We start from the raw sequence: 26,126 nt of genomic DNA, 5'->3' as shown, positions 1-26,126 counted from the left end.
GTGTAAATACTTAAGATGCCTCAAATCTCTTAAATCCTTCTCCCAACACCTCATAGACATCCCCCAGGATGACAAAGGCCCCAGGATCTACGTCCCGGACGATATCCTTCATCTGAAAGATCTGGGAACGATGGACCACGCAAAAGACCACGGATCGATCGTCTCCGGTATAGGCCCCTTTTCCATTTAACAGGGTAACGCCCCGGTCCATGTCCGTCAGGATGGCATCGGCGATCTGCTGGGCCTTGGGGGAGATGATGTAAAAGGCCTTGGCGTAACTGATCCCTTCCTGGATCAGGTCGATGACCTTCATGGAAAGATAGAGGGTCAGGGTCGAATAGAGGGTGATCTCCATGTTTCGAAATACCAGTCCGGCAAAGACCACCACCATGCTGTCGATGATCATGAGCCAGGTGCCGATGGAAACGCCTCGAAAATACTTGTGCATGATGCTGGCCAGCAGGTCCGTTCCTCCGGTAGTACCCCCGAACTTGAAGACCACGCCCACCCCTGCGCCCAGGATGACACCCCCAAAGACGGAAGCCAGAAAGATGTCGTTGGTGATGGTGGGTGTCCGCATGATCAGATCCACGTTCAGGGAGAAAAGGACCGTTCCATAAAAAGTCTTTACCCCAAAACGGCCTCCCAACAACTTGAAGGCGACAAAAAACAGAGGAATGGTGATGATCAGTGTCACCAAGCCCACCGGATAGCCGGACAGATGGTACAAGACCGTGGCCAGACCGCTGAAACCTCCCGGGGCGATCTTGTTGGGTATGCTGAAGGAATTGAAGCCAAAGGCCATGATCATGGTACCGATGGTGATCCCCACGTAACTTTTTATTTCTCCCGACAGGGGTTTGATTCGTTCTCTCATCTCATCATTCCTTTGCTAGGGTATTTCCATCCGGTCCCAACAGGTCTTCCACCAGGCAGGTGGGGATCCCATCCTGAAGATAGACTTTGGGGACCCGCTTGGCGTTCATGCAGGTCACTTCGTAGGAGATGGTCCCCATGATGCGGGCCACTTCTTCCATGGAGGGATCGTCGCCGTAGAGGGTCACTTCCGATCCAACCTCCACCTGGTCTGCCCCGGTCACATCCACCATGGCCTGATCCATGCAGATGGTCCCGATGACGGGATGACGCTGGCCCCGGATCATTACCTGGGCTTTGTTGCTCAAGAGACGGCTGTATCCGTCTGCGTATCCTACGGGCAGGGTGGCCACTTTGGTAGGGGCGGTCGCCGTAAAAGTCCGGCCATAGCTGACGGACTCCCCTGCCTCTACGGTCTTGATGTGGGAGATGTGGGTGACGAACCGCTTTACCGGCCGTACCTTCACCCGGCTTCGGTCCACCTGCTCCGACGGATACATGCCGTAAAGAAGGATCCCGGGCCGGACCAGGTCCATATGGCTCTCCGGCAAGTCCAAAATGGCCCCGCTGTTGGCCATGTGGCGGATCACATTTTTTAATCCCCCCTCTTCCAAAACCTTCAACAGGTTTTGAAACCGCTCCAGTTGGAGTCGTGCGAAGGTCTTGTCTTCTTCATCGGAGGTGGCAAAGTGGGAGAAGACCCCTTCCACCTGGATCTTTTCCATGGCCGTCACTTCCAGGATCCGGTCTGCCTCTTCCCGGTAGCCGAATCCGATCCGGTTCATTCCCGTATCCACCTTCACATGGACGGCAACGGATTCCCTTGCCGCCTCCTGAAGTTTTTGAGCAAAAGAGGTCTGATACACCGTAGGGGTGATCCCGTATTCCAACAATTTGGGGATCTCATGGTCTGCAGTGGATCCCAACACCAGTATGGGCACCTGGATGCCGGCCTGTCGCAGGGCCACGGCTTCGTCCACCATGGCCACGGCCAGACGTATCGCTCCCGCCTCCACCAGGGCCCGGGCACAGGGAATGGCCCCGTGGCCGTAAGCATCCGCCTTGACGGTAGGCATGACCAAAACGCCCTCTCCCACATGGTCTTTTATCCGATGGAAATTCTCCACCAGCCGGTCCAGATCGATTTCATGATAGGTGGGTCGACAATCCATGCTGCTTCCTCCCTTATCCATTACTTCAGTGCATCCAGCATCTCTTCCACGATGGAGGCGGACTTGACGGCGGATGCTTCCATGAAGGCACCGTAATCCACTTCCACTTCCTCATTGGCCTTGTCGGAGATGGCCCGAATGACCATGAAGGGGATGTCGTTCATGTAGCAGGTCTGGGCAATGGCCCCCCTTCCATTTCCACACAGTATCCATGGAAGTGGTGGTACAAAAATTCCTTGGTTTCGCTGTCTCCCACGGCCTGATCTCCCGTAATGATCCTTCCCTGAAGGATCCGGTAACCCTGCCGGGTGCTGCAGCAGGCGGCCAGCAAACGGGGGTCCGTGGGAAATACGCTCTCCTTCAAGCCGGGTATGGTCCCTCTGGGGTCTCCAAAGATGGAGGCGTCGATGTCGTGCTGCATCACTTCTGTGGCCAGGACGATGTCCCCCACTTCCAGGTCCGGATGAAGGGCTCCCGCCACGCCGCTGTTGATGATGGCTTCCACTCCGAAGCGGTCGATGAGGATCTGGGCGCAGATGGCCGCATTGACCTTTCCGATGCCGGATCGGACCAGGACCACCGGCTTGTTTCGAAGGACCCCTTCATAAAAGGTCAGGGTGGCGATCTCCTTGGTGTTTTGAATCTCCATTTTATCCTGGAGCATGGCGATCTCCGATTCCATGGCTCCGATGATTCCTACTTTCATTTTCATTCCTCCCATCATATCTCTTGAACTTGTCTTTTACATGATCGACATGATCCAAACCACAAAGGGAATGGTAACCATGGATAAGGATGTGCTCATGAATATTCCCTCTGCAGCCAACTCCACATTGCTGTCGTAGGCTTTTGCCAGGATCGCACACAAGGCAGCTACTGGCATGGCCATGATGATCACCGGGATGCCCAGGATCATGGTGTCGTCAATGAATGGACGCAGGATCATGAACAGACCAAGGGGGATCACCAGCAACCGAAACAAGGTCACCACATAAAGCTTTTTGTTAACAAATATTTTTGGCAAATTGACTGCCGATAAGGAAGCTCCGATGAAGATCATGGACAAGGGCGTTGTCATCTCTCCCACCATGGTCAAAGGTTTGCTCAGCCAGCCCGGTACTTCCACGGACAGTAAAAATAGCAGGAAACCCAGGAAGGTGGCGATCAGGGGCGGGGATAGAAACTTACGTGCATTGAATGTCGTCTTTCCCTTCTCCATCAAATAAACACCCAAAGTGAATACCAGGGCATTAAAAGGGATATTGAAAATGGCCCCGTAAAAGATGGCTTCCTGTCCGAAGACCGACAGTAGCACGGGAAACCCCATAAACGCCGCATTGGAAAAGATCATCATGAACTGGTAAACGCCCTTGTCCCTTGAATGCCGTTCCTTCAAAAGAAACGGAATCAAAAAAGCCATGAGAAACTGGATGGCATAAGCCACCACAGCCGTAATCGCCAAATAACCCAGGTTGCTGATCCGGTTCCATGTAAAAGGCAATTGCATTGCCACAACAAACAGGGCCGGCAAAGTGATGTGGGTGATGAATTTGGGGATGTTGTCCGCCATTTCTTTTGTTATGATATTCCGTCGTCTCCCGAAAAATCCGGCAAGGCCAACGACAAAAAGAGTGAAAATGGATATAAAAATATTATAAAAGTCCATAAGCTACCTCGCATGTTTTCTATGTTGTACCTATAACTATGTCATTATCTCATTTATTGGTTGAAAAATAAAGACGCTGCCGGCCTCCCTTGCAAAAAAGCATGCCGGAAACCGGGGAAGTTTCCTTTCATGGGGAAAATTGATATAATCAAACAAAAGAAATGCGAAGGAGGAATTGTCATGACCGTACACATCGGCGCCGAAAAGGGCCAGATCGCCCCCATGGTCTTCATGCCGGGAGACCCCCTGCGGGCAAAATTCATTGCAGAAACCTATCTGAAAGACCCCAAGGAAGTCACCTCCATCCGGGGGATGCTGGGTTTTACCGGCACCTTCGACGGCAAGGACGTCACCGTCATGGGCTCCGGCATGGGCATGCCCTCCATGGGGATCTACTCCTATGAGTTGTACACGGAATACGACGTGGAATCCATCGTCCGCATCGGATCCTGCGGGTCTTTTCAGGAAGATGTCCGGGTCCGGGACGTGATCATCGCCATGGGAGCCTCCACCAACTCCAACTTTGCCTCCCAGTATGGCCTGCCGGGGACCTACAGCGCCATTGCCGATCCCCAACTTTTCATGAAGGCCATGGAAAATGCCCAAGAAAAAAACCTGCCGGTAAAGGCAGGCAATATCTTGTCCAGCGACATCTTTTGCGACAACGACCCCAATTCCTGGATGAAATGGGCCATGATGAACGTCCTGGCGGTGGAAATGGAGGCAGCGGCCTTGTACATGAACGCCGCCCGGTTGAAAAAGCGGGCCCTGGCCATTTTGACGGTCAGCGACTCCCTGGTCACCGGCGCCTTGACCACTGCCGAAGAACGGGAGAAGACCTTCACCGACATGATGGAGCTGGCCCTCTCTTTGGCATAAGCCTAGGGGCGGATGTCCATTTCGATGCGGCCGTCCTTCACTTCCACGATCCGGTCTGCCTTCTCGGCGATCTTCCGGTCGTGGGTGATGATAATGAAGGTGGTTTGGAAGCGCTCGTTCACATCCCGAAGGATGGAATAGATGTTTTCCGTGGAATCCGTATCCAGATTTCCCGTAGGCTCGTCCGCCAGAATGACCTTGGGCCGGTTCATAAGGGCCCGGGCGATGGCGGTCCGCTGCTGCTGGCCGCCGGACATGTTGGGAGCAGGGTTGTTTTTCACCTTGCTCAGTCCCACCAGGTCCATCAGCTCCTCCGCCAGGTCCTGGATCTCGTTGGTAACGGGCTTTCCCTTGATGCGGTAGGGCATGAGGACATTCTCAAATGCCGTGAATTCGGGAAGCAGATGATGAAATTGGAAGATGAAGCCCAGGGTCTCGTTGCGAAGGATGGCCAGCTCTCCCTTGTTCATGGCGCTGGTCTCCTTGCTGTTGATAAAGACCCGGCCGCTGGTGGGCTGGTCCAGCGTGCCGATGATGTTGAGCAGGGTGGACTTTCCGCTTCCGGAAGCACCGATGATGCTGTTGAAGGATCCTTCCTCAAAGGACAGATCAATGTCGTAGAGGACCTGGGTCTTTATTTTTTCGCCGTAGATCTTGTTTATTTTTTCCAGTCGTACCATATCAGCCATTGCGGATCACCTCGATGGGGTTTAATTTCAACGATTTTCTTGCAGGGATCAGGGATGCCAGCAAACAGGCCACCACGGCGATCCCGCCGGAAAGTGCAATAAATTCATAGTTCAAGTACAAAGCAATGATGGGGCTTCCGTCCGTGTTCACCGCAAACTTGGTAAAGGCCACAGACAGGCCCAGACCCAATGCCACGCCCAGAATGGCGCCAAAGATACCCAGGATCAACCCCTGAAGCAGGAAGATGGCGCTGGCGGACCCGTCCTTGATGCCCATGGCCTTGAGGATGCCGATCTCCTTGGATTTCTGGAGTACGGAAATGGCCAGGACGCTGCTGATCCCCAGGATGACGGAGACCATGACGAAGACCTGGATCATGATGCTGGAGATGCTCTGGCCGTTGAGTCCGCTGAGGAGCTCCTCGTTTTGTTCCTTCCAGTTGGTGATCTCCACCAGGGAAGGATCCAGCCCTTCTCCAATGCTTTCTGCCACCAGGTCCGCTGCAAACACATCCTCCACCTGCATTTCCATGGAAGTGACGGCCCCGTCCAGACCGAAGAGGTCCTGGGCCGTTTTCAGATCCGTCAACAGCCAGGAACGGTTGATGTTGGATACCTTGAAGTCAAAAAAACCGGACAGGACGAAGGTCTCTGTGGTTCCTTCCGGAGTGACCAGGTCGATCTCGTCTCCCAGGGACAATCCCAGTTCTTCCTGGAGGGTCACACCCATGAGAACTTCTCCTTCCGACGGAAGACTGCCTTTCGTGATCTTTTCCTCCACACCGTAGATGCCTTCCGCCCTGTCAAATTCCCAACCGCGGATCAATACGGAATCCCCCTGGTCTTCCCCGATCAAAAATGCCGGACCGTCGGCAGAGGCGCTGAGGGCATTCACATCCGGCTGGTCGGCGTCGATGTCGGAATAGATGGTCTCCCAATCCTGGATGGCATCCTCTCCCCGAACGGGGCTGATGGTGATCTGAGAGGAATTGCCGATGGTGGTGTCCACCAGGTCCTTTTGCAGACCCTGGATCAAGAGTCCGATGAATACCTGGACGGAAACGCCAATGGCGATGCCCACGATGATCAAGATGGTCTGCCCCAGGCTGTAGCGAAGAAAGCGGGACGCGATTTTAAAGGGAAACATCCTCCATCCCTCCTTCCAGCATTTCTTTCAGTTCTTGAAAACTCCGTACAAGACCGTCGGCGTGAAAATCCTTTTTCCAGTCGGCCACTTTGGTAAATCCATAGCCGCCTAAATAGATCTTCAGATCCCGATCGCTTTTTTCCCGAAGGAGGTCGATGGTCCGTTTTGCCGCCACCAGGTTGTAGGGATTGGTGACGCTGATGGCCAGGGCCTCCAGCTCCAGATGCCGGGATACGCTGACGAATTCTTCCTTGGGGGTGCTGTTTCCCACAAAGATCACTTCCCAATTGAGCAGGGTGAAATAATCGGAGACGATGCGGGCTCCCATGTCGTGGTACTCCCCGTCGGGGCAGATCACTGCCACCTTTTGAGACGGGGCCTGGTCGTAGTTGCGGTTCCGCTCTTCCAATACCATTGGATAGAGGGATTCAATGATGGTCCGGCAAATGGCGCTTCGGACGTGTTCCTTCCAAATGCATAAACTCTTCTCGTCGTTGTGGCACTCGATGGAATTCATGGTTTTGGCCAGGATCTGTTCGTAAAAGTCCACAATGGTCACTTTCTTATCCCGGATCAGCTCCAGGGAATAGGCAATGGCCTCATCCTTCCGCTCTTCTTCCAGAAGCCGGCGAAAGGTAGCATAGTATGTGTCCAAATCCAACCCTCCTCTAAAATTAAACTAGTTCTATTCTACCCCTCGAAAGATAAAATTACTCATGATCTCATCCAAAATTCTAATCTGTTTCTAATTTCCCGATAATGGGTACTTAATACTATAGTGAGACAATGATACCAATGTTAGAAGGAGTGGATAGGATATGAAAAAACTATACAAAAACAAGGCAGAAGGAAAGATCTCCGGCGTATGCCAGGGCGTGGCGGAATATTTCGACATCGACCCCTCCATCGTTCGGATCGTTTGGGCGGTTTCCGTATTCTGGTGGGGCACCGGCTTGTTCCTCTACATCATCATGGCGCTGATCCTGCCGGACAAAAGCACCATAAACTTCACGGACTACAAAGTAAATCCTCTGGATAAAGAAGAATAAGGAACACACAAAAAAGGCCTTTCGGCCTTTTTTTCTTGTCTAAAATGTCAATCCCTCGTACTTGGACAAAAATGCTTTCATCTTCTCTTCGATGGCTGAACAGCCTCCATCCAGATCCGACTCTGCATTGATGGCCATGACCGGGTCGTGAAGGGACATGCGAATGAGGACCCATCCTTCCTGAGGAGTGCAGTCCACCCGGACCCCTTCGTAATTGGGTGTTACCAGGGACCAGCCTTCCACTGTGGGCACATGTCGGGCAAAGTCCTCCAACACACCGGTGCCATAGGTTTTGAAATCCGCCTCTGTGATCTTCACCCGGAATTCCAGCTCATCCAGAGGTTCCTTCAAATCCTTCAACAGGTCTCCCAAGATCTTGCCCTCTTTTTGCAGTTTAGCAAACTTGATCAAGGCCTTGGTGATCAGATAGGCCCCGTCGTCCAGGAAGTAATTTTCCTTAAAGGCGCAGTGGCCGCTGGTTTCCATGGCCAGCTGGCTGTCCACTCCTTCTTTATTGAGACGGATGGACTCGTTGATGACGTTTTTGTAACCCCGCATGAACCGGTGGTGTTTGCCCCCAGTCCTTCGATGAAGGTCGTCAGTCCTCGGGAGGTGATGGAGTCGGTGACCACCGTGGTCCCGGGATGGTCTTCCAGGACGATGGCCGCCATGAGGGCCACCAGGGCGTTTCGGTTGACGGACCGTCCGGTCCCGTCCACCAGGGCCGCCCGGTCCACATCCGTATCGAAAATGATCCCCAGATCCGCACCGCTGTCCTGTACCGCTTTGACGATGGCTTCCATGGCTTTGGGGTTTTCCGGATTGGGCTCGTGGTTGGGGAAGCGTCCGTCCGGCTCCAGAAATACGCTGCCGGTGGTGTCCGCTCCAAGCGGTTCCAAGACCTTCCCGGTAAAGAACCCTCCGGCACCATTGCCTGCATCCACCACGATCCGGGTCCCGTCAAAAGGCTTTTCCAAGCCGGTTTCTTTTCGGATGGTCTCCACCAGTCCTTGGGCATAGGTGCTGATGAAATCCAGGGCCCGCCGTTCTCCCTGTTTTTTCGAGGCAACATCCAGGGTCTCCGCCAGGGTCAAAATCTCCTTGATGTCCTTTTTGTCCGCCCCGCCTTCCTTGGTGAAAAACTTCATGCCGTTTCGGTTGAAAGGCAGATGACTGGCGGTGATCATGATACCGCCGTCTCCGTCCACTTCCGGATCCTGTGTCACCATGAACATGGCCGGTGTGGAAGCCATTTGGCAGTCGCAGGCAGTGCCACCCATCTTTACGATCCCTTCCAGGACCCCTTCCATCAAGTCCGGTCCCGACAAGCGGGAGTCTCTCCCCACCGCGATGACCAGCGTTTCCTTGCCCGTTTTATGCTGCAGCCAGGTATAAAAAGCCCCGCTTATTCTCTTTGCGATCTCCGGCGTCAAATTCACCGATTCTCCCGGAATTCCGTCCAACGCCACACCTCGTACGTCGGAACCGTTTTGCAGTTTGGATAGATCCATGTCATCCTCTCCTTTCCTGTTGCCTCCATTATACCCTTGATTCTTTTCCAATGAAACGTGAAGACGATTTCATTTTTTGAAAGAAAAATTTCTTGACAAAGACTTGACGAAGATGATACCATGCAGACAATTGAATAATGATCTTCGGGGCAGGGTGCAATTCCCTACCGGCGGTAATAGTCCGCGAGCTTAACGGCTGATCTGGTGCAATTCCGGAACCGACAGTATAGTCTGGATGAGAGAAGATGTTTTTTTTATGGGACGATTTTTTGTGTCCGATGAATGTTGGTCAAGATATGCCTCGAATTTTTTCTTCGGGGCATTTTTTATTGCTCCCATTCTTGTAGAAAGGAGATGCCATGAAACAACCAGATATCGAATATATGAAACGGGCCCTGGAACTGGCCGAACTGGGTCGTGGATGGACCAACCCCAATCCCATGGTGGGTGCGGTGATCGTCAAGAAGGGCCGCATCATCGGAGAAGGATTCCACCAAAAGCACGGGCAAGCTCACGCAGAGATCAACGCATTGAATAACGCCACGGAACCGGTGGAAGGCGCCACCATCTATGTGACCTTGGAACCCTGCTCCCACTACGGAAAAACCCCGCCCTGCGCCCAGGCTATTTTAATCAGCGGGATCCGGGAAGTGATCATCGCCATGGAAGACCCCAATCCTTTGGTGGCCGGCAAGGGCATTCGCATCCTGCAGGAAGGGGGGATCTCCGTTCATACCGGGATCTTGGAAAAGGAGGCTGCACAACTCAACGAAGTCTTCCTCCAGTACATTCAAACGAAAACCCCTTTCGTGGTGATGAAAACGGCCATGTCCCTGGATGGGAAGATCGCCTGCCACACCGGCGATTCCAAGTGGATCTCCAATGAAGGTTCCCGGGCTTTCGTCCACGAACTGAGAGCTCAACTGCCAGCCATCATGGTGGGGATCGGTACCGTCCTGGCGGACGATCCATCCCTGACTTGTCGAAGGGAATCTCCTTCCCGCCAACCCATCCGCATCATCGTGGATTCCGCTCTAAGGATCCCCATGGACGCTCATGTACTTAATGACGAATGCCCTCACCTCACCTGGATCGCTACCGTGGACGGAAAGGATCCGGAGAAAATTCAGATTCTGGAAGAACGGGGCATCCCTGTTTTGCAGACTCGTTCCAAGGATGGAAAAGTGGATCTGCAGCATCTCATGGAGCTGTTGGGGCAACGGCAGATCGACGGTCTTCTGTTGGAAGGGGGCGGGACCCTGAATTTCAGTGCCCTGAAAGCAGGTATCGTGAACAAGGTGGTCTCCTTCATCGCCCCCGTGCTCATCGGAGGCAAAGATGCACCGACTCCGGTGGAAGGAGAAGGATTTTCAAGCCTTGCCGAGGCCATTGCACTGGAAAACATTCAGATCCGTCGCTTCGACGACGATCTCATGATGGAAGGAAGGGTGAAACATGTTTACAGGACTGATTGAAGAAATGGGCGAACTGGCGGAAATCAAACGAGGAACCAAATCTGCATCCCTGCGGATCCGGGCGAAAACAGTGCTTGAGGATGTGAAGGTGGGAGATTCCATCAGCGTCAACGGCATTTGCCTTACCGTCACCTCCTTCGATCAAACCAGTTTTACGGTGGATGTCATGCCGGAGACCTTGCAGCGAAGCAGTCTGGGGGATGCCCCCAGCGGCGCCAGGGTCAATCTGGAGCGGGCCATGGCCATGAACGGCCGATTCGGGGGACACATCGTCTCCGGCCACATTGACGGCACGGGACGGATCCTGTCGAAAACAAGGGACGACAACGCGGTGCGGATCCGCATCACGGCAGACAAATCCATCTTGAAGTACATCATCCATAAGGGAAGCGTGACTCTGGACGGCATCAGCCTGACGGTGGCCTCCCTGGGATCCCAATGGTTCGAAGTTTCCATCATCCCATTGACAGCAGCAGATACCACCTTGCTGGGCAAATCCGTCGGGGATCGGATCAACATCGAGTGCGACTTGTTGGGAAAATATGTGGAACGCCTCATGACCTTTCAGGATTCTTCCAAGGTCATGGATCTGGACTATCTTATGGAAAACGGATTTTAAACAACAAACACAATACAAATATATAGTGGAGGAAAAAAACTATGAAATTCAATACCATTGAAGAAGCATTGGAAGACATTCGCGCCGGAAAAATGATCGTCGTTGTCGATGATGAAGACCGGGAAAACGAAGGGGATCTGCTTATGGCGGCGAAAAAAGTGACGCCGGAAGCCATCAACTTCATGGCCACCTACGGCCGGGGCCTGATCTGCACCCCCATGGAGCGAAAGAGATTGGAAGAACTGGGGATCTATCAAATGATCACCCGCAACTCCGACCCCAAAGGAACCGCCTTCACGGAAACCGTGGACGCCATCGGCACCACCACGGGCATCTCCGCTCACGAGCGGTCCTTTACCATCGAAAAATTATTGATGGATGAAACCAAACCCACCGACTTTACCAAGCCGGGACACATTCTGCCTTTGGCTGCCAAGGAAGGGGGCGTATTGGTACGTACCGGCCATACGGAAGCTGCCGTGGATCTGCCCCGATTGGCGGGCCTGTATCCAGCCGGGATCATCTGCGAGATCATGAATGACGACGGCACCATGGCCCGGATCCCGGATCTGGAAGGCTATGTGAAAAAGCACGACTTGAAGATCGTCACCATCGAAGACCTGGTCGCCTACCGGAAAATCAACGACAAGCTGGTGGAACGGGTGACGGAAGCGCAAATGCCCACCCGAAACGGCGTTTTCAAAATCATTGGGTACCGTCATGTCATTACCGGCGAGGAACACATTGCCCTGATCAAAGGAGACGTATCGGGAAACGAACCGGTGCTGACAAGAGTCCACTCCGAGTGTCTTACCGGCGAAGTCTTGGGTTCCCTGCGCTGCGACTGCAAGGATCAGTTTGATGCCGCCGCCCGGATGATCGAAGAGGAAGGCCGGGGTGTTCTGGTGTATTTGCGCCAGGAAGGCCGGGGCATCGGCTTATTGAATAAGTTGAAAGCCTACGCCCTGCAAGATACAGGTCTGGACACGGTGGAAGCCAACGTGGCCCTGGGCTTTGCTCCTGACATGAGGGACTACCACACAGGAGCACAAATTTTGAAAGACTTGGGCATCAAAAGAATCAAGTTGATGACCAACAACCCGGACAAGATCGCCAACGTCAGCGTCTACGGCATCGAAGTGACCCAGCGGGTCCCCATCGTCACCGAATGCCACACGGACAACGAGCAATACCTGAAAGTCAAAGAAGAAAAAATGGGACATATTTTTTAAATCCAAGGAGGAAAACATTATGAAAACGTATGAAGGACAACTGATTGCGAAAGAACAAAAATTTGGGATCGCCGTAGGACGATTCAACGAATTCATTGGAGGCAAGCTTCTCTCCGGCGCCATCGACGCCCTGGTACGCCACGGTGTGAAGGATGAAAACATCGAAATCGCCTGGGTTCCCGGTGCTTACGAGATCCCTCTGGTGGCAAAAAAAATGGCCGTCTCTAAAAAATACGACGCCGTCATCACCCTTGGGGCAGTCATTCGAGGCTCCACGCCACACTTTGATTTTGTCGCCAACGAAGTATCCAAGGGGGTTGCCAGTGTTTCCCTGGAAAGCAATGTCCCGGTCATCTTCGGCGTCCTCACTACGGACACCATCGAGCAAGCCATCGAGCGGGCAGGCACCAAAGCAGGCAACAAAGGATTCGAAGCCGCTGTCACTGCTATAGAGATGGCCAATCTTTTGGCCCAACTGTAACATGACCGCAAACATTCAAACGGTCTTTCTGGATTTTGACGGCACCCTTCACGAAACGGGACGGATCTATCTGCCGGCTTTTCGAAAAGCTTATCAAACTCTGACGGAAAAGGGGCTGGCTCCCCCCGCTCCTTTTCCGATGAAGAGATCCAACAGTGGCTGGGTCATAATGCCAAAGACATGTGGGAGGAGTTTATGCCACATCTTCCTGCAGAAGAAAAGCTGCAAGCCAGCGAACAGATCCGACGGGAAATGCTCCTGCTGTTGAAAAATGGGCAGGGACGATTGTATCCGGGGGTGAAGGAAACTTTGGGAGCCTTGCGCTTAATGGGAATCAAACTGGTCTTTTTCAGCAATTGCCGGGGTTCCTACAAGGATGCGGTTCGAGAGATCTACGGACTGGATGAATTCTTTCATGACTACATCATCAGTGAATCCTACGATTTTCAGCCAAAGCATGTCATTTTGAAACAAGTGATGGATCAATACCAAAGAGAGATCTTGGTGGTGGGTGACCGTATCCACGATGTGGAGGCAGGTTTTCGAAACGGCCTCCCGTCAGTGGCTTGCCGCTACGGTTATGGTATGCCCCAGGAATTTGTGCACGCCACCGGGGTTATTGACCACATGGAAGAATTGATTCCTTTACTGGAAAATATGTAGAAGCAGTGGACAAAATGTTGTCCACTGCTTCTTATTTTTGATAATATTCGTCTATAACACCATCACAACCATTTGTTGAGATGTAACACCAATCCAAAGTATTTTGTGTGTATTTCCTTCCAAGTTTATCTTTATACACGATCCGGACACCTTCGAAGGATGCGATGTCTTCAGCCGTGGAGGTAACAACAACCACAAGGTTTCGCTCATCACCCGGTTTCAAAACCACCCCTTCCACAGGAACTCGTTCATCCCAAAGCAATGGGATCCTCTCCAAAGGCCAATTCACATAACCCACCAGAGTGGTATCGGATGGATCGATCTCTAAAAACCACGCCTCCAGTATGTCAACATCCTTAGGGTTGATCAGGGAAATCTCTACAACAGTGATCTCCCGGTTCCCGTCATGTACAACATAGGTTCCTGCATACGTTCTGCTCTCACCTGCTTTGCCGGGCATACAAACCGCTCCGACACCTTCACCTAAGTCAAGCTGATCGGTTTTACTGCAACCTACTATGCTAAACAGTACCATGAGCAACAGCAAAAGGATTCCCACTTTTTTTGAAGCTGACGACTTCATAGATATTACCTCCAGAAAATTTCGTGATCCTGATTCAATTTAGACCTAATGGTCTTTATGCTAATGGATTGTAATGAGGATGGATCAACTCATGAAACCCGGCAACTCTCCAAGTGCCAGATAAATTCCCACCATGACCAGGATACCGGGCAGCATGAACAGAAACCATTTCAACAGCACTCGGGAGCGGTAGCTGAAGATGCGATTTTTTTCATCCTACTTCGCACCAACAAATTCCCAACCACCGGCGCCTTGCGCATTGGCACCCATGGCTACGAACCCGATCATCAACACGGGGATGTTTCCTTTGGCCATGACTTGCCAATCCTTCATCACCAAGGCGGCAACAAACAACACCACTTGCACGAAAAGTCCCGCTAGAAAGGTTTTTTTCATGCCACATCCTCCAGACTTAAATTTTTCTAATTGATTATTCCCTGAACAAAGCAAATTTCAAACGATATCTAAAATAGTTAGAAATGTTTATTTCCATTTTACAACATTTTGTAAAAATAGTATACTTTATCTTTATTTTTACCTCCAAACAAAATCCCCTATGACGTGGTCGATCATCCGTCTTTCGTCTTTCGAAATGAAACGGACTTCGCTTTTATTTGTAAATGAGGTTACCTCCCCATTTTTCTTAACACGTAAGATATAGCTCACTTCGTATATGGTAAAGGGTACATTCTCGTCCTTTTCAAGATCATGATAGATTCCTTCGTATTTCTTCTTCAGGATCAAGTCACTGAATGCTATGGTTTCAATGCCGGTTTTTTCCATCTCATAGTTCGGCAACAATTGGTTGTAAACCATTCGTTCAAGACACGTTTCCGATAAGATCCCATTGAAGTTGTTTACATATCTACATTTCCTATATTTTGAATCCTCTTTCAAAAGCTCTTTTATCTCATGCCATTCGCTGCTTGTCATGGTGAGTTGAGCGTAATAATCTTGCAGGAAGGTTTCAAAGACTTCTTTGTCTCTTCTTCTATTAGTGATGTTGCTGCAACCCAGCATCGTAAAACACAAAGAGAGCGCCAGGAGAACAGCTATTTTTTTCGCCATACTTTTGATCCTCCGTTCGTTTTTACCTTTTCCAAGTCAAGGGCAAATGCGGACTTGTTTCCTTTAAAAATATCGAAACGCATCAATGAATACAACCCCGTTAGTCTATTTGCCCCTTTTTTTAGTCGATTTTATAGCAAAACAAGCTTTGATTATGTAGTGAACGGCATTGCTGTCCCCATAAAAAAAGTGAACCCTTTTTCTTGGGTTCACCTTCAATGATCAATCAAGCAAAATCCTTACGCAACAGCTAAACGGAGTTGGGCAACGATTTGCTCCCTTTCTGTGTCATAGGACAAAAGTATGGAACTGCTTTTCTTCTCCAACATTCTTTTCAACTTATATAAGCCAAATCCATGGCCGGGTACGGTCTTTGTGGTGTTTCCTTTCTGAAAGAAACCGTTGATGTCTTTAATGCTCACATACCCGTAGTGGTTTCTGACTTCGAATAGGATGTGGTTGTCTTTCTGATCCACTGTAACAAAAACCGACTTTGGGAAAGCATCCACACATTTTGCAGCATCAAAGGCATTGTCTATGAGAATCCCATACATTTCAATGAGTTCATAGGTCTCGAAAATGGAATCCGGTATGCGGCGTTTGATATCCAGGATCATGTCCATTCCATACTTGGATGCTTCCCTGGCCTTGCTATGAAGAAAGGCACCTACTATGGGATCGTCCATCTTCCTGAGTATGTTTAACAGTTCGTTGTTGGTGATGTCGTCAATATACTTGTCGGCTTGTTCCGATGCAAAGGTTTCACCGGAATTCATGGAGATCAGTGTCTGAATATGGTTGTGATAGTCGTGCTGTCTGGAGCGCAATTCGGTGATCATGTCCTCCACTATGGGGGTGTAGGTTTCCAAAACCTCCAGCTTGTTCTTGTACATCTCGTTGACGAAACCTTCCCGAAGAATGATCGTATTGACAACCACTGCCAACATGATCAAAACAATCGCCCCCAGAGGTGTCGCTGTGACCAACTGAATGTCGCTGAACCAAAGAATGGTGATGCCATAATACAATACAAAAGTCGTTGTGATCACAAAGCGAAACAACGTATTGGTTCCTACAATAAATGCATCGATTTTTTGCAGTGGAGCAAATTTTGCCAACAGAACCACGATGATGATGCTGGTGGATTGGGCAAGCAAGCCATTGGTAAAGGTATACTCGATGTTTCCAAAAACCAAATGCACGATTACAATGGTCAGCATTTGAATTGCGATGAGCATGATGGATGTGGTGAAAAACAACAGAGTATTACGTACAATGCTTTTCTCTCCACCGAAACGCAAGTACATGTTGATGCTGGTTATGGTAAAAATTACAGATAGAAGATGGGATATATGATTGTTTGAAACATAGGTGCTAAAAAAAGCAATGAAGCCGGTCGTAAGGACAACAAAGAAAACCTTTTGCAGGAACGTTGTGAATACATCCCTCCTGATTCGATGGCTGATGATCAAAATCATCACCGTGTCAAAGATCGAAAGCAAAAACGTCTCAACGAATGTCACTGAATTGTTCCCCCACTTTCTTTCGAAAACTGGTTCCTACAGGCAGAGGCGCTCCACCATTTTTCAAATGTAGCTCGTTTGCCTTGAAATCGATTCGTTCCACGTAGTTCAAATTTACTATGATGGATTGATGGATTTGCATAAATTGAGCGGGGAGTTGTTCCAGGATTTGAGATAAACTGGTTTGCTTGTACATGATCTCTTCATAAAGGGTCTTGATAAAGATCTTCCGATTCATGCGTTCAAAATAAATGATGTCTTTGATGTTGATGCGATGGGTTTGGCTTTTAAATTCCAAATCGAAGAATTTATTATCGGCATCTCTTTTCTCCATCCCCAAGTAGTCCACCAAGATCTTTTGCAATGTCTCTTCAACGACTTTTTCATGATAGGGCTTGGTAATAAAATCATAGCAATGCACTTCTCGAAAAGCTTCCAATTCTCTTTGAATATCCCCTGTAATAAAAACAATGGGCGTGAACTGATACTGCTCGAAGCTTCTGATCTTTCTGGCAAAATCAATGCCATTGCCGTCAGGCAGAACAACATCGATGAAAAAGGCATGTATTTCGTTGTTCATCGCCATGTACATCGCCGTTGATACAAGCTCTGTCTGGTGAATCGTAAGATCCGCATCGTAGCGACGCGCTATATCAACCAAATAATTGCGTTGGTCTTTGTCGTCTTCCAAAAACAATACCGCTTTCAGATTCCCACTCCCTTTCTTGCACATGAATCGTCAACTCTTCAGGAAGAATTTTGGATCAAAATCCCCCACCACCTGTGCCACCGCCGCCGCCACTGCCGCCTCCTCCACTGAAACCACCACCGCCACCTGCGCCGGAGGAATTCTGGGTTGAAGCAATTTGCATGGCACTTCTGGTAACATTTGTAAAGGAAGTGTTCAGCGCATGCACTGCGGTTAACCCGCCATACATGTAACTACTTCCAAGGAAAGTCAACCCCGGATTGGCAAAGTCATCCGGTTTCAAAAAAACCTGCATGGCATCTATGACCCTGTCGGCAATGCCCAAGGATACTGCATATACCAGATAATGCTCCCACAAAATGACGGATGGTACAACAGCATCTTCCAATTTGCTGAAGTCTTTTAAAAACCTGGAAAAAGCCTTCCACTTGACGTATTCTTCATTGCCTTCCTTTGTTCGCTGTTTGATGAGTGCAGAACAAACAATCACCAGAATCCCAACGGGGATATTCGCGATCCCTAAAACAATTCCATGAAATATTGCGAAAACACCAAGGCCTATCCCTGTTATACCGATCAAGATCCCCGATGCGATTCCTTTGTTCGCCGTTGGATCGAAAAACTCATAGTTCTCCGCTTCCTCCCGAACCATAACCATCCACAATCCATAGTCCTTGTAAAACTCTGCGCCATTTACTTTGTCTTTTGAATACGCTTCGATCTCATCAAAAGTAGCGGAAATCCCATTTCCGATTTTTTCGATCAGCCAATGGCGTATGAATTCCTCGTAGGGCGTCAAAGGTCTTTGCAGATTTTTGCTGATATCTGTGATCGTGTATTCTTCACCCTGTTTGCTTCCCCTAGAATGCTCTTTTTCTCTACTTTTTCCATGTCAATCCGGAATATTCTCTTGCGGATCATATCTAAAATACTGGCTGTCAGATCCTTGGGTGTGTTTAACTTTTGATGGTAATTATAGCTCATCACGGCAGGGCCGTAATCTGAAGGCAACTCCCTGTAATATTTCCCACGGAACTCGGTTTTTTTCTCTTTAATATATTTGTTATAAATATGAAAAACACCAACGATTGACCCGACCAATCCGAGAAGGGACAACCCGGCGATCAAATATTTCAACAGCAAAAAATTTCTCCGCATGTCGTTGGCCTTATTGGCTTTCAGCTGTTCGATACGAAGTATTTCAGGCAATGCCTCCATGTCGGTCCTTTTTTCAGAAGAATCCAGTACCTCTTTTGAGAATACGACCCTGCCATCCAGCATTTCACCCGGTGTAATTTTTTCAATGGACAAGCGTACCTGCTGTTGGTCGACAATTTCTGAGGTCCCATACAAAGGGCCATGGGCAAACACTTTCAGCTCTTCGCTTGCCTTTGGAAGGTGAATGTTGATTTCTACATTATGAAGGGGTTCCTCCCACTTGGATCCAATGAAATTCCAAAAAACTTCGGCAACATCCCGATGCAATACCGCCACATTCTCCAATCGATACGTGATCAGCAGAACCTTTTGTTGGTTCTGGGTTGGCGAAAATATTTTTAAGGCTACCGAGGCATCATCCATTCTTTGTTCGTAGACGCCTGAATCACCAGGATTGCCCGTACCAGACCAAATGAAAGAATACTCAAGCAAATTATCGGCTCCGAGGGTTCCACTCGGATCTAAGAGAGCGTATACTTTCATGTCTTGAATGTCATGGGCGTTGTAGATGATTGCATTCCCTTCAAGATCCTCCAAATTCGTTGTGGTATTCGATTTTTCCCCACCGGCGGCATATTCCAAATTCCAAAATTGACCGTTGAAACTGCCCTCGTAAGCAAGAACTTCCTGTACGCTCATTGAGCCGTCCAATTCCACAAAGGCATCAATTCGGTAACTCGTTATCTCGAAATCAACCTTGGATACAGCCGCCTGGGCAGTTGTTGGAGTCCATACAAAGAGCAATGCGGCCAATAATGCGAACATCAACCTTGCAATCCTAATACTCCACCTCATCATCAGCACAACACTCCTTCTTGTAAACTCGTACGTCTACTAACAGATTACCTGTTCACTCTGACTTCGTCAAATATTTTGCTCGTTTACACTCTAAATGCATAAACAAAAAATCCCAAAGAGGGATTTTTGTTTATGCATTTATCTTTTCTATACGAACCTGAACCGTTTGATGCTTACGTCAATATTCAAGTGACTCAGCAACCACAAGCTCTTCCGTGTCCGTATTGTATGATGCTTGTAATAATCCTTGATCCCCAACGGTATTAACATGAAATACAGAACCCTCGTAGTGTCCTGACAGGGCATAACCTGCAGAGAATGCCTCTTTGTCCAATTGTCGATCCTTCTCCTTAGCCAGGTCAACCACCTTGTGTGTTAGATCTTCAAATTTTTCTATGAGTTTAAGTTGATCTTGAAGCTCCGCAGTTTCAACAATTTTCTTCATCTCCTCTGAAACAAAAGGCATATTGAATTCTTCGGCTAATTCAATATCATCTCGAACAATATAATGATACATAGGCAGCTCATTTCCATCAAGTTCCTTTGCATAGAATATTAATGAGTAAGCTGGCTGATTATTATCAAATTCTTCTTGGTTTTCATACAAATATGCACCACTTGCAAAGATTAAATCTTCATCAGTAGAATGAACTACAGCATTGACTCCTTCAAGCATTGTTTTATATGGACCGCTTGTCTGATTTTGTTCACTACAACTGCTTAGAAATAATATTGAAAACAATACTATAATCACCAAACACATTCGGTAAGTTACCTTATTTCCAGCTGCTGATTTGCTCAACCTTTTCACCTCTTTCTGTTTTCCAAAAATCATTCTTGCACCTGACCAAATATTAGTCAACGTAAGCACTTAGTTGGAGGCCTTTAAAATAGTTAATATTCGGTGTAGCAGTTATTACAAAATCATTATATATATAGAAACCTACACCACCACCAGTTCTTCCAGTGTATTTCCATCTTGGAGGAGCTGAAGATAATCTGGCCCACGAGGTACAGGAATAGCTGTAACTAAATGAATTTTCATAAATCTGGTAACCAGTTTGATTTGTATAAATATCATAATCTAATTTAGGGCTTGCTGAACGATTCACAGACCGTTGGCAGCAGCCAAATTCTTAGCTTTAATGTCGTAAATGAAGCGAATCCAAAATTGCGACAAAAGGGACCGGAGCCTCCGGTCCAAGTTCATTACCAGAAACTGTAGAATGATAACGCTTTTCGTCGTATCTTCAAGCTTGGTTTTAATAAGGCCCAAGCCATACTTCCTCTTACCGACACCGTAGGATCCTTCTACCACATTACGTTCACCATTGTCTGCCTTTTGTATCTTCTTGACTTCCGGTGGAACAACTTTCGGTTTTCGTCCAAGCCTGGGTCCGCTGATGCGAATCCCTCGAAGTTTGAGCCATGCCAGGTTCTTGCGGTTACGAAAGATGGAATCCGCTAAAACTGCTTCCGGATAGCAGCCAAAGCGCCTGCGGTATTGCTCCACCGCTTCCTGTAGTAGAATACCTTCGTTGAAAGTATCAAAGTCAAGCTTTTCCACGAAGGTGTAACCATCCACGACACTTGTCATGACTTTGCACCCAAACTCTACGTCTGAGCCTGCTTTCCCTCGGACAATGGGTCTGATGTATGGCTGAGAAATGCTCACAATTCTCTCTTCTACACTGTGGGTTCTCTCATCGTACATGTATTGCTGCTGTCCGTACAGTTTTTCTATGGTACCAAGCTGATCGCTCTGGCGTTTTGTTAGTAGTTCAGCCCTTGTGGGATCTTCAAGATAGGATTTTACATATTCCAGGTCCCGCTTCACATAGCCAAGCTGTTTACGAATTGCTTTTCGTATTGCCTTGCTGCGTTTCTTGCGCTGCTTCTCCAGGGACAAATAGTCTTTGCGGGCCCGATTCCTATAGGTTCTGGGTTTTGGCAAAACACTGATGTCTGGGGCATGGAGAATATCAATCATCTCTTCCAGCTTTTCACGGGCTTCATTGAGAAGGCGCAGGTCCGTCGGAAAGCGAATGTCGCTGGGTGCACAGGTCGCATCAAGGATCAGCTTCCCTTTCTTCGGGATGTCATCAAAGCTGATTTGAACATCCTCATTTGATGGCGGTGTTAGACCAGAGCCATTATTATTATCGGAATCGTCCTCATTGTTTTTGTCAGCAATGGTTTCCAACTCTTTCATGGCAATGATGTTGTTTATCTCCATAAGGATGTCCGGCTTGAACCGCTTTCGAAAGTGGGTGATCAGGGATGAATCAAACGGCGGCTTATCGTCTTCAAAGCTGTCATACCCAAGGAAATACTGGAGGTATGGATTTTCCATTACTTGCAAGGGTACTTCGGCATCCACCAGTTTCATCTTGGTTTGCAATATCAACGTTCCCAGAGCTACTCGGACAGATAGTGCTTCCTCTCCCTTGTTGGAGGGTTTGAAGTTCTTGGCATAGGCATCCTCGAAATCGGACCAAGGGATCATACCGGCTAATATGACCAACGATTGTTTTTGTTGAGCGTTCCGCCAAAAGGCAGGAAAAAGTCGTCCGAAAACTTGATCTGGTTGGTTTTTCTGATGTACATGAGGCGCCTCCATCTGCAAAGATTTTTTGACTAAAAGTGTATAATCCTTGCATCTATTATACCAAAAAATCGCCTCAAAGTCAGTGTTTTCAATGGTTATAGCTTCATTCAGTAAGCCCTAATTAGCTGGTCTTAATATCATCTTATTTTCGTAGTAAAATAGTTGTCTATGCGGCTATAGTTTTCATAAAAACACCTTATTCATTCTCACTGGTACATCACCCCCCTACTACTTAGAACTTAGCATAATAAAATTGGCAATTCAACCCATTTAGTCTATTTGCCCCTTTTTTTAGTCGATTTTGTAGCAAAACCCTCTTAACTGTTGTGGTATATTTTTTGTAACAGGTAATCCCAAAAAACGATGGACAATGGAGTTGTTGAAATGAATCGTTTAAATAGCATTAGTGCTTTAAAAAAATTGGATCCGGACAACCGGTTTGACAACGATCAATGGGCGAGAATCCAGTACGCTCTCCTTGCCATTGGCGGTGACTTGTCCAAGCTTCTTCTACTGTTTTTCACCTTCAGTGTTTTTGGACATGGCTTGGAATTTCTGTACGGTTCCATCACCACCCTCTTGCTGCGAATGAAGGTCGGAGGAAAACATTTCAAATCGTACACCCAGTGTCTTGTCTTTTCTTTCGCGTATTTTGCTGTAATGATGGGCATCGCATTCAAGCTGTCCCACTTGCGATGGATCATACTGGGTCTCGGTGTTGTTTTTGGCGGAATCCTCACTCTCCTCACTCCTCAAATTCCCAGCAACAGCAGAAGAGTCCTAACCATCAGCCCACAACGCTTAAAGGCGACGGCAGCCTTCTTTGCTCTGATTTACATTGCGATCAGCTTGAAAAAAAGCGAACCCATTTTTCTATTGGGTCCACTTACAATCATCTTTCAATCCATACAATTAATCATTATGAAAGGAGAACATCTTCATGAGAAAAAGAATCGGTCGAATATTCATCTATCCCGTTCTTAGCTTGCTTGTAATGCTCGCGCCAATGATCGTAAACCAGCAAGCATCCCTGTTTTTTTGGGGCGAACCGGAAATCCCGGAATCCTTACGCAATGGCTAAACGGAGTAGTGCAGTAACTGGAATGCTGCTATTTCTGGTTGATATTCTTGTAATCTTTTAATAAGGTTTCAGGTGCTTCCTGGATAATTTTATCCACCGTCCACGGACCATCCACACCAATCATGTGGGCGGAGATCGCAGGATTGGAGTAGCGGCCAATAAATGTTCCCATTGTGAAGAAAACAGAACCCGTAACATGGGCGGCCTCATCCGATGCAAGGTAAGGAATAAAAGCGGAAAACAACTCGGGTGGGGCCGTCTCATCATATTTGACCAGGGGCTCGCCAGACTTGGTGGCCTTCTCGTCTTCATCCACGACTTTGTCAAACAGCTCCATATCCACCGATGCTCGCGTCTTTGCAGCCGGACAGAAAACATTGGCTGTGATGCCGTCATCGGCAAGCTCTTCCGCCAGTGCCCAGGTCAAGCCCACTGTGCCCGCATTGGCTGCGCAGTACTCGGACTGACGAATTCCTCCGCCCGTCCAAGCCGGCGAGGAGCAGTTGATGATCCGGCCCCATCTGTTTTTCTTCATATAAGGAACGGCGTGGCGAATGATGTTGAAGTGGCCTTTTGGTTTGACATCGGTCACCTTGTCCCAAAGCTCTTCCGTTATTTTTTCGATGGGGGCAAAGCCAAATGCACCTGCCACATTAACGACAATATCTACCGAGCCATAGATCTCCACCGTCTTGTCAACGATCTCTTTTGCTGTGTCAAAATCGGCGATATCGCCAAAAACAGCTGCCGCCTCGAATCCCAAGTCCCGGATCTTCTGTGCCGTCGTTTCCGCATCACCAGTATATTTTTCCAGTTCTTCGTTGTACCATTGGAGTTGCTCTGGCGTCAGGCGTTCAAGCCTGCCCTCCAATTGATTCGCCACATTCTGTTTGACCGGACCCCGGTTGTTTGTAACGACCTTCGCCCCTTCTTCTGCAAGAGCGATGGCAACCGCCCTTCCGATCCCCTGTCCGGACCCTGTAACAAGTGCAACTTTTCCGCGTAATCGATTTCCCATTCTACAAAACCTCCAATGAATTAGTTTATAGATCCTAGCGTTGCTGTATGAACTCCATCCTTCGTATAAAGACTAAGAACTTGATTTGCTATTCTACTATTAATTTAACAGATTTAACTACCACGCTTAACCAGAGGTTTGAAGCAAGAGATTCCATTACAAACAGCTTTTCTTTAATTCAAAGTGATATATTTTTGTTTTTACTCTCTGCATATTTTAAAGAATCCAAAACTCCAACAATCATAAAAATCATACTCATCCCCCAAACTAAAGTCATAAACCCAATTGTTAAACTATTAAATCCAGATAGCATATCCCCTTCAAGACCTTTGTTGAAGTTAATAAGACGAGTAAATAAATAAAAACAAACACATTGAGACAAGAATTGTCCCACAAACCAAACAATTCCTTTATTTCGTGTATGTTTCCATTTAAGGAATAAAAACACACCGATAATTAGCCAAATTATAATAAATCCAATTAACATGTACACTCTGATTTCTTGCTCTAATACCACAATAATCCTCCTTTTCAATCGAGAAAAGAACTTGTATTTCGATGTACATTGCAATGTACATCGCCGTTGATACAAGATCTGTTTGATGGCTCATGACATTTGCATCCTAGCACCGGGCTATATCGACCATATAATTTCGTTGAACCTAATCGTCTTCAATAAACAACACCGATTTCAGATCGCCACTCCCTTTCCATCACTGGACATCCCAAATGAAAAGAAAATAATCACATTTTACTGAGATCATACGAGCGATCAGATTTTCTTTGATCTTTTTCTTGCTGAGAATGCCGTTGCCGAGGCATATCCCAATAGGACCGCCATAACAACAAACAACATTTCTGAATAGAACAACGTTCGAAAAATCCCGAATCTGTACAGATGGGCGATTTGCTCAAAGACAACCGGCAGACCATCTTGAAACGCACCATGAGCCGCTCCCGATCGAAGCATGGCACCGATCACAACAATGTATCCCCGAATCATCATCAGGATCGTTGCAGGCAATACAAAAAAGATCGTACGGTTTTTCCAATCCACCTTTTCCTTGTCGTCAAATGCCATGGCCAGACCTATGATCAATAGAACAGCTGCTTGAAAAGCGAAGTAGGGAAACGTATCTTGAAACAGCGATGCATAAAAAATTTCAACAGCATGTACCACGACCAGAACAATGAGAAAGCCTAGTTTGTTCAACAGATTTTTACTTGTAATGTAGATCACCCTCTTGTCATTTTATTCGAACTACATCGTTTCTTATTTGATGATTGCTTCTTCAATCCCTGCAAACTACCTATAAGGTTCCATCACGCTGTAGGCAGATCCCTTTTCATATAATTTTGCAATATCCGCCCTCTTCATGAGTACTTCATCTTGATCCGACGACACACTCCGCAGTTCTGCGTTTTGAATAGGAATGACTTCTTTTTTTCTATTGTATTCAACAACGATCTCAAAATTCCGGATCCCCTGTTCCAATTCTTCAGCAGTAATTTCACTGTTTTGCAAGGTATCCTCCCCTAAATCATTGAACGTGACTTCCCATCGATATGCGATCATTTCTTCAACATCGCGAAAAACAAACGATACCATGTCGTTGGTCAGCGAATTCCATTCATGAAGATCGCCAAGTCCAAGAACTGCAGTGTATCCATTGAGGTAGTCTTGGATTTTCTTGTCCATAGGTTGAATTTTCATAGAGTGAATTTCAATTGGTTCATCGGTGACTGGCGCGATCAACAGACTGTACCGGTAATATGTTATCCTTTTCGAGCCATTTTCATATGGTACCGCATATATATCGTTGACTTTGACTTGAAAAGCGGATCCTTTGTGGTTTGGACTTGGATCCTTCAGATAGTTCTGCATTGTTTCGGAAAGGTTATCCGTCTCCATTTTCAATTCGAAATATTCATTCGAATCCGTACATCCCCAAATAAGCGGCAAAAGTACAGCGATCATGAAGACAACAACATATTTTTTCATATTCATGGTGCGCATCTCCCGTCACTGATCATTGGCGCCAACCTTACGGTCAAACATTG

At 47.9% G+C, this 26,126-nt stretch carries 27 protein-coding genes, 4 pseudogenes and 1 riboswitch; of the genes and pseudogenes, 9 read left to right on the top strand and 22 right to left on the bottom strand.

Annotated features, from left to right (window positions below; translation table 11 throughout):
* Positions 1–10 precede the first annotated feature (10 nt).
* The 4 genes and pseudogenes from J0B03_RS07810 to J0B03_RS07795 form a co-directional block, all read right to left on the bottom strand.
* Entirely contained in the window at positions 11–877 is an 867-nt protein-coding gene (locus J0B03_RS07810; RefSeq protein WP_207299073.1) for a YitT family protein, read from the bottom strand.
* A 4-nt stretch (positions 878–881) separates the two neighbouring features.
* Positions 882–2,048: an alanine racemase gene (gene alr, locus J0B03_RS07805; RefSeq protein ID WP_207299072.1), complete on the bottom strand. Its 1,167-nt coding sequence runs from the start codon at positions 2,046–2,048 to the stop codon at positions 882–884.
* A 20-nt stretch (positions 2,049–2,068) separates the two neighbouring features.
* Positions 2,069–2,697: pseudogene (locus J0B03_RS07800) on the bottom strand (5'-methylthioadenosine/adenosylhomocysteine nucleosidase).
* 93 nt (positions 2,698–2,790) lie between these two features.
* The gene (locus J0B03_RS07795; RefSeq protein WP_207299071.1) at positions 2,791–3,714 is read right to left on the bottom strand and encodes an AEC family transporter; all 924 of its coding nucleotides are present in this window, start codon (positions 3,712–3,714) and stop codon (positions 2,791–2,793) included.
* A gap of 180 nt (positions 3,715–3,894) precedes the next feature.
* On the opposite strand from J0B03_RS07795, the gene deoD reads away from it, so the two are divergent.
* The gene (gene deoD, locus J0B03_RS07790; protein WP_246798100.1) at positions 3,895–4,593 is read left to right on the top strand and encodes a purine-nucleoside phosphorylase; all 699 of its coding nucleotides are present in this window, start codon (positions 3,895–3,897) and stop codon (positions 4,591–4,593) included.
* A gap of 2 nt (positions 4,594–4,595) precedes the next feature.
* Here deoD and J0B03_RS07785 read toward each other — a convergent pair whose 3' ends face one another.
* From J0B03_RS07785 to J0B03_RS07775, 3 genes are read right to left on the bottom strand one after another with little or no spacing between them, the layout of a single operon-like run.
* Positions 4,596–5,282: an ABC transporter ATP-binding protein gene (locus J0B03_RS07785; RefSeq protein WP_207299069.1), complete on the bottom strand. Its 687-nt coding sequence runs from the start codon at positions 5,280–5,282 to the stop codon at positions 4,596–4,598.
* A complete protein-coding gene (locus tag J0B03_RS07780; protein WP_207299068.1) occupies positions 5,275–6,429 on the bottom strand; it encodes an ABC transporter permease in 1,155 nt (384 codons plus the stop codon). Before J0B03_RS07780 ends, J0B03_RS07785 begins: the two co-directional genes overlap by 8 nt.
* Positions 6,416–7,084 (bottom strand): cobalamin B12-binding domain-containing protein, encoded by a 669-nt coding sequence (locus J0B03_RS07775; protein ID WP_207299067.1) that lies wholly within the window; start codon positions 7,082–7,084, stop codon positions 6,416–6,418. Before J0B03_RS07775 ends, J0B03_RS07780 begins: the two co-directional genes overlap by 14 nt.
* Before the next feature lie 163 nt (positions 7,085–7,247).
* On the opposite strand from J0B03_RS07775, the gene J0B03_RS07770 reads away from it, so the two are divergent.
* Positions 7,248–7,478: a PspC domain-containing protein gene (locus tag J0B03_RS07770; protein WP_207299066.1), complete on the top strand. Its 231-nt coding sequence runs from the start codon at positions 7,248–7,250 to the stop codon at positions 7,476–7,478.
* 39 nt (positions 7,479–7,517) lie between these two features.
* Here J0B03_RS07770 and J0B03_RS12400 read toward each other — a convergent pair whose 3' ends face one another.
* The gene (locus tag J0B03_RS12400; RefSeq protein WP_309485096.1) at positions 7,518–8,036 is read right to left on the bottom strand and encodes a phosphohexomutase domain-containing protein; all 519 of its coding nucleotides are present in this window, start codon (positions 8,034–8,036) and stop codon (positions 7,518–7,520) included.
* A 206-nt stretch (positions 8,037–8,242) separates the two neighbouring features.
* Positions 8,243–8,989: pseudogene (locus J0B03_RS12395) on the bottom strand (phosphohexomutase domain-containing protein); the annotation flags it as partial.
* Positions 8,990–9,125: 136 nt separating this feature from the next.
* Positions 9,126–9,240, top strand: a riboswitch (FMN riboswitch).
* 108 nt (positions 9,241–9,348) lie between these two features.
* Here J0B03_RS12395 and ribD point away from each other — a divergent pair.
* The 5 genes and pseudogenes from ribD to J0B03_RS07740 all read left to right on the top strand — a co-directional run.
* Positions 9,349–10,464: a bifunctional diaminohydroxyphosphoribosylaminopyrimidine deaminase/5-amino-6-(5-phosphoribosylamino)uracil reductase RibD gene (ribD, locus tag J0B03_RS07760; protein ID WP_207299065.1), complete on the top strand. Its 1,116-nt coding sequence runs from the start codon at positions 9,349–9,351 to the stop codon at positions 10,462–10,464.
* A complete protein-coding gene (locus J0B03_RS07755) occupies positions 10,445–11,083 on the top strand; it encodes a riboflavin synthase (RefSeq protein ID WP_207299064.1) in 639 nt (212 codons plus the stop codon). The genes ribD and J0B03_RS07755 overlap by 20 nt, the downstream gene beginning before the upstream one ends.
* Before the next feature lie 41 nt (positions 11,084–11,124).
* Positions 11,125–12,315, top strand: coding sequence for a bifunctional 3,4-dihydroxy-2-butanone-4-phosphate synthase/GTP cyclohydrolase II (locus tag J0B03_RS07750; protein WP_207299063.1), 1,191 nt, complete (start codon positions 11,125–11,127; stop codon positions 12,313–12,315).
* Positions 12,316–12,334: 19 nt separating this feature from the next.
* On the top strand, positions 12,335–12,796 hold the full coding sequence (gene ribH / locus J0B03_RS07745; protein WP_207299062.1) for a 6,7-dimethyl-8-ribityllumazine synthase: 462 nt from the start codon (positions 12,335–12,337) through the stop codon (positions 12,794–12,796).
* Positions 12,797–12,934: 138 nt separating this feature from the next.
* Positions 12,935–13,459, top strand: a pseudogene (locus J0B03_RS07740) (HAD family hydrolase); the annotation flags it as partial.
* 31 nt (positions 13,460–13,490) lie between these two features.
* Here the strand turns inward: J0B03_RS07740 and J0B03_RS07735 are convergent.
* The 9 genes and pseudogenes from J0B03_RS07735 to J0B03_RS07695 form a co-directional block, all read right to left on the bottom strand.
* Complete coding sequence (locus tag J0B03_RS07735; RefSeq protein WP_207299061.1) at positions 13,491–13,919, bottom strand: hypothetical protein; 429 nt, start codon at positions 13,917–13,919, stop codon at positions 13,491–13,493.
* Between the two features lie 339 nt (positions 13,920–14,258).
* Positions 14,259–14,438, bottom strand: coding sequence for a hypothetical protein (locus J0B03_RS07730; RefSeq protein ID WP_207299060.1), 180 nt, complete (start codon positions 14,436–14,438; stop codon positions 14,259–14,261).
* A 138-nt stretch (positions 14,439–14,576) separates the two neighbouring features.
* Positions 14,577–15,110, bottom strand: a complete 534-nt coding sequence (locus J0B03_RS07725) for a hypothetical protein (RefSeq protein ID WP_207299059.1) — start codon at positions 15,108–15,110, stop codon at positions 14,577–14,579.
* A gap of 239 nt (positions 15,111–15,349) precedes the next feature.
* Complete coding sequence (locus tag J0B03_RS07720) at positions 15,350–16,633, bottom strand: sensor histidine kinase (RefSeq protein WP_207299058.1); 1,284 nt, start codon at positions 16,631–16,633, stop codon at positions 15,350–15,352.
* The gene (locus tag J0B03_RS07715; protein WP_207299057.1) at positions 16,620–17,366 is read right to left on the bottom strand and encodes a LytR/AlgR family response regulator transcription factor; all 747 of its coding nucleotides are present in this window, start codon (positions 17,364–17,366) and stop codon (positions 16,620–16,622) included. Before J0B03_RS07715 ends, J0B03_RS07720 begins: the two co-directional genes overlap by 14 nt.
* Before the next feature lie 31 nt (positions 17,367–17,397).
* Entirely contained in the window at positions 17,398–18,141 is a 744-nt protein-coding gene (locus J0B03_RS12350; RefSeq protein WP_374058602.1) for a DUF2207 family protein, read from the bottom strand.
* Positions 18,138–19,358 carry a DUF2207 domain-containing protein gene (locus tag J0B03_RS12345; RefSeq protein ID WP_207299056.1) on the bottom strand — a complete coding sequence of 407 codons (1,221 nt, stop codon included), beginning with the start codon at positions 19,356–19,358 and terminating at the stop codon, positions 18,138–18,140. Before J0B03_RS12345 ends, J0B03_RS12350 begins: the two co-directional genes overlap by 4 nt.
* Positions 19,359–19,536: 178 nt before the next feature.
* Entirely contained in the window at positions 19,537–20,160 is a 624-nt protein-coding gene (locus J0B03_RS07700) for a hypothetical protein (RefSeq protein WP_207299055.1), read from the bottom strand.
* A 306-nt stretch (positions 20,161–20,466) separates the two neighbouring features.
* Positions 20,467–21,965: pseudogene (locus J0B03_RS07695) on the bottom strand (IS5 family transposase).
* 385 nt (positions 21,966–22,350) lie between these two features.
* Here J0B03_RS07695 and J0B03_RS07690 point away from each other — a divergent pair.
* Complete coding sequence (locus J0B03_RS07690) at positions 22,351–22,950, top strand: accessory gene regulator B family protein (RefSeq protein ID WP_207299054.1); 600 nt, start codon at positions 22,351–22,353, stop codon at positions 22,948–22,950.
* Positions 22,907–23,047 carry a cyclic lactone autoinducer peptide gene (locus tag J0B03_RS12460; protein WP_207299053.1) on the top strand — a complete coding sequence of 47 codons (141 nt, stop codon included), beginning with the start codon at positions 22,907–22,909 and terminating at the stop codon, positions 23,045–23,047. The genes J0B03_RS07690 and J0B03_RS12460 overlap by 44 nt, the downstream gene beginning before the upstream one ends.
* Before the next feature lie 28 nt (positions 23,048–23,075).
* Here the strand turns inward: J0B03_RS12460 and J0B03_RS07680 are convergent, their stop codons facing one another.
* The 4 genes from J0B03_RS07680 to J0B03_RS07665 all read right to left on the bottom strand — a co-directional run bounded on the left by J0B03_RS07680 (position 23,076) and on the right by J0B03_RS07665 (position 26,073).
* Entirely contained in the window at positions 23,076–24,065 is a 990-nt protein-coding gene (locus J0B03_RS07680; RefSeq protein WP_207299052.1) for an SDR family NAD(P)-dependent oxidoreductase, read from the bottom strand.
* A 178-nt stretch (positions 24,066–24,243) separates the two neighbouring features.
* Entirely contained in the window at positions 24,244–24,582 is a 339-nt protein-coding gene (locus tag J0B03_RS07675; RefSeq protein WP_207299051.1) for a hypothetical protein, read from the bottom strand.
* A 255-nt stretch (positions 24,583–24,837) separates the two neighbouring features.
* The gene (locus tag J0B03_RS07670) at positions 24,838–25,305 is read right to left on the bottom strand and encodes a hypothetical protein (protein ID WP_207299050.1); all 468 of its coding nucleotides are present in this window, start codon (positions 25,303–25,305) and stop codon (positions 24,838–24,840) included.
* A gap of 66 nt (positions 25,306–25,371) precedes the next feature.
* The gene (locus tag J0B03_RS07665; protein ID WP_207299049.1) at positions 25,372–26,073 is read right to left on the bottom strand and encodes a hypothetical protein; all 702 of its coding nucleotides are present in this window, start codon (positions 26,071–26,073) and stop codon (positions 25,372–25,374) included.
* Positions 26,074–26,126: the final 53 nt, after the last annotated feature.

The sequence above is a fragment of the Alkalibacter rhizosphaerae genome (genome assembly GCF_017352215.1).
Taxonomy (GTDB): domain Bacteria; phylum Bacillota; class Clostridia; order Eubacteriales; family Alkalibacteraceae; genus Alkalibacter; species Alkalibacter rhizosphaerae.
Note: the sequence above shows the minus strand (reverse complement) of the source record. Positions and strands in the feature narration are given on the sequence as shown.

Bases quoted from the DNA above. Each gene is read 5' to 3' on its own strand.
- J0B03_RS07665 (WP_207299049.1), bottom strand. From the start codon at position 26,073: ATGAATATGAAAAAATATGTTGTTGTCTTCATGATCGCTGTACTTTTG.
- J0B03_RS07730 (WP_207299060.1), bottom strand. From the start codon at position 14,438: ATGAAAAAAACCTTTCTAGCGGGACTTTTCGTGCAAGTGGTGTTGTTT.
- ribD (WP_207299065.1), top strand. From the start codon at position 9,349: ATGAAACAACCAGATATCGAATATATGAAACGGGCCCTGGAACTGGCC.
- J0B03_RS07680 (WP_207299052.1), bottom strand. From the start codon at position 24,065: ATGGGAAATCGATTACGCGGAAAAGTTGCACTTGTTACAGGGTCCGGA.
- J0B03_RS07755 (WP_207299064.1), top strand. From the start codon at position 10,445: ATGTTTACAGGACTGATTGAAGAAATGGGCGAACTGGCGGAAATCAAA.
- deoD (WP_246798100.1), top strand. From the start codon at position 3,895: ATGACCGTACACATCGGCGCCGAAAAGGGCCAGATCGCCCCCATGGTC.
- J0B03_RS07770 (WP_207299066.1), top strand. From the start codon at position 7,248: ATGAAAAAACTATACAAAAACAAGGCAGAAGGAAAGATCTCCGGCGTA.
- alr (WP_207299072.1), bottom strand. From the start codon at position 2,048: ATGGATTGTCGACCCACCTATCATGAAATCGATCTGGACCGGCTGGTG.
- J0B03_RS07780 (WP_207299068.1), bottom strand. From the start codon at position 6,429: ATGTTTCCCTTTAAAATCGCGTCCCGCTTTCTTCGCTACAGCCTGGGG.
- J0B03_RS12460 (WP_207299053.1), top strand. From the start codon at position 22,907: ATGAGAAAAAGAATCGGTCGAATATTCATCTATCCCGTTCTTAGCTTG.
- J0B03_RS07810 (WP_207299073.1), bottom strand. From the start codon at position 877: ATGAGAGAACGAATCAAACCCCTGTCGGGAGAAATAAAAAGTTACGTG.
- ribH (WP_207299062.1), top strand. From the start codon at position 12,335: ATGAAAACGTATGAAGGACAACTGATTGCGAAAGAACAAAAATTTGGG.
- J0B03_RS07725 (WP_207299059.1), bottom strand. From the start codon at position 15,110: ATGGCGAAAAAAATAGCTGTTCTCCTGGCGCTCTCTTTGTGTTTTACG.
- J0B03_RS07690 (WP_207299054.1), top strand. From the start codon at position 22,351: ATGAATCGTTTAAATAGCATTAGTGCTTTAAAAAAATTGGATCCGGAC.
- J0B03_RS12345 (WP_207299056.1), bottom strand. From the start codon at position 19,358: ATGATGAGGTGGAGTATTAGGATTGCAAGGTTGATGTTCGCATTATTG.
- J0B03_RS07715 (WP_207299057.1), bottom strand. From the start codon at position 17,366: ATGTGCAAGAAAGGGAGTGGGAATCTGAAAGCGGTATTGTTTTTGGAA.
- J0B03_RS07750 (WP_207299063.1), top strand. From the start codon at position 11,125: ATGAAATTCAATACCATTGAAGAAGCATTGGAAGACATTCGCGCCGGA.
- J0B03_RS12400 (WP_309485096.1), bottom strand. From the start codon at position 8,036: ATGCGGGGTTACAAAAACGTCATCAACGAGTCCATCCGTCTCAATAAA.
- J0B03_RS07785 (WP_207299069.1), bottom strand. From the start codon at position 5,282: ATGGCTGATATGGTACGACTGGAAAAAATAAACAAGATCTACGGCGAA.
- J0B03_RS07735 (WP_207299061.1), bottom strand. From the start codon at position 13,919: ATGCCCGGCAAAGCAGGTGAGAGCAGAACGTATGCAGGAACCTATGTT.
- J0B03_RS07795 (WP_207299071.1), bottom strand. From the start codon at position 3,714: ATGGACTTTTATAATATTTTTATATCCATTTTCACTCTTTTTGTCGTT.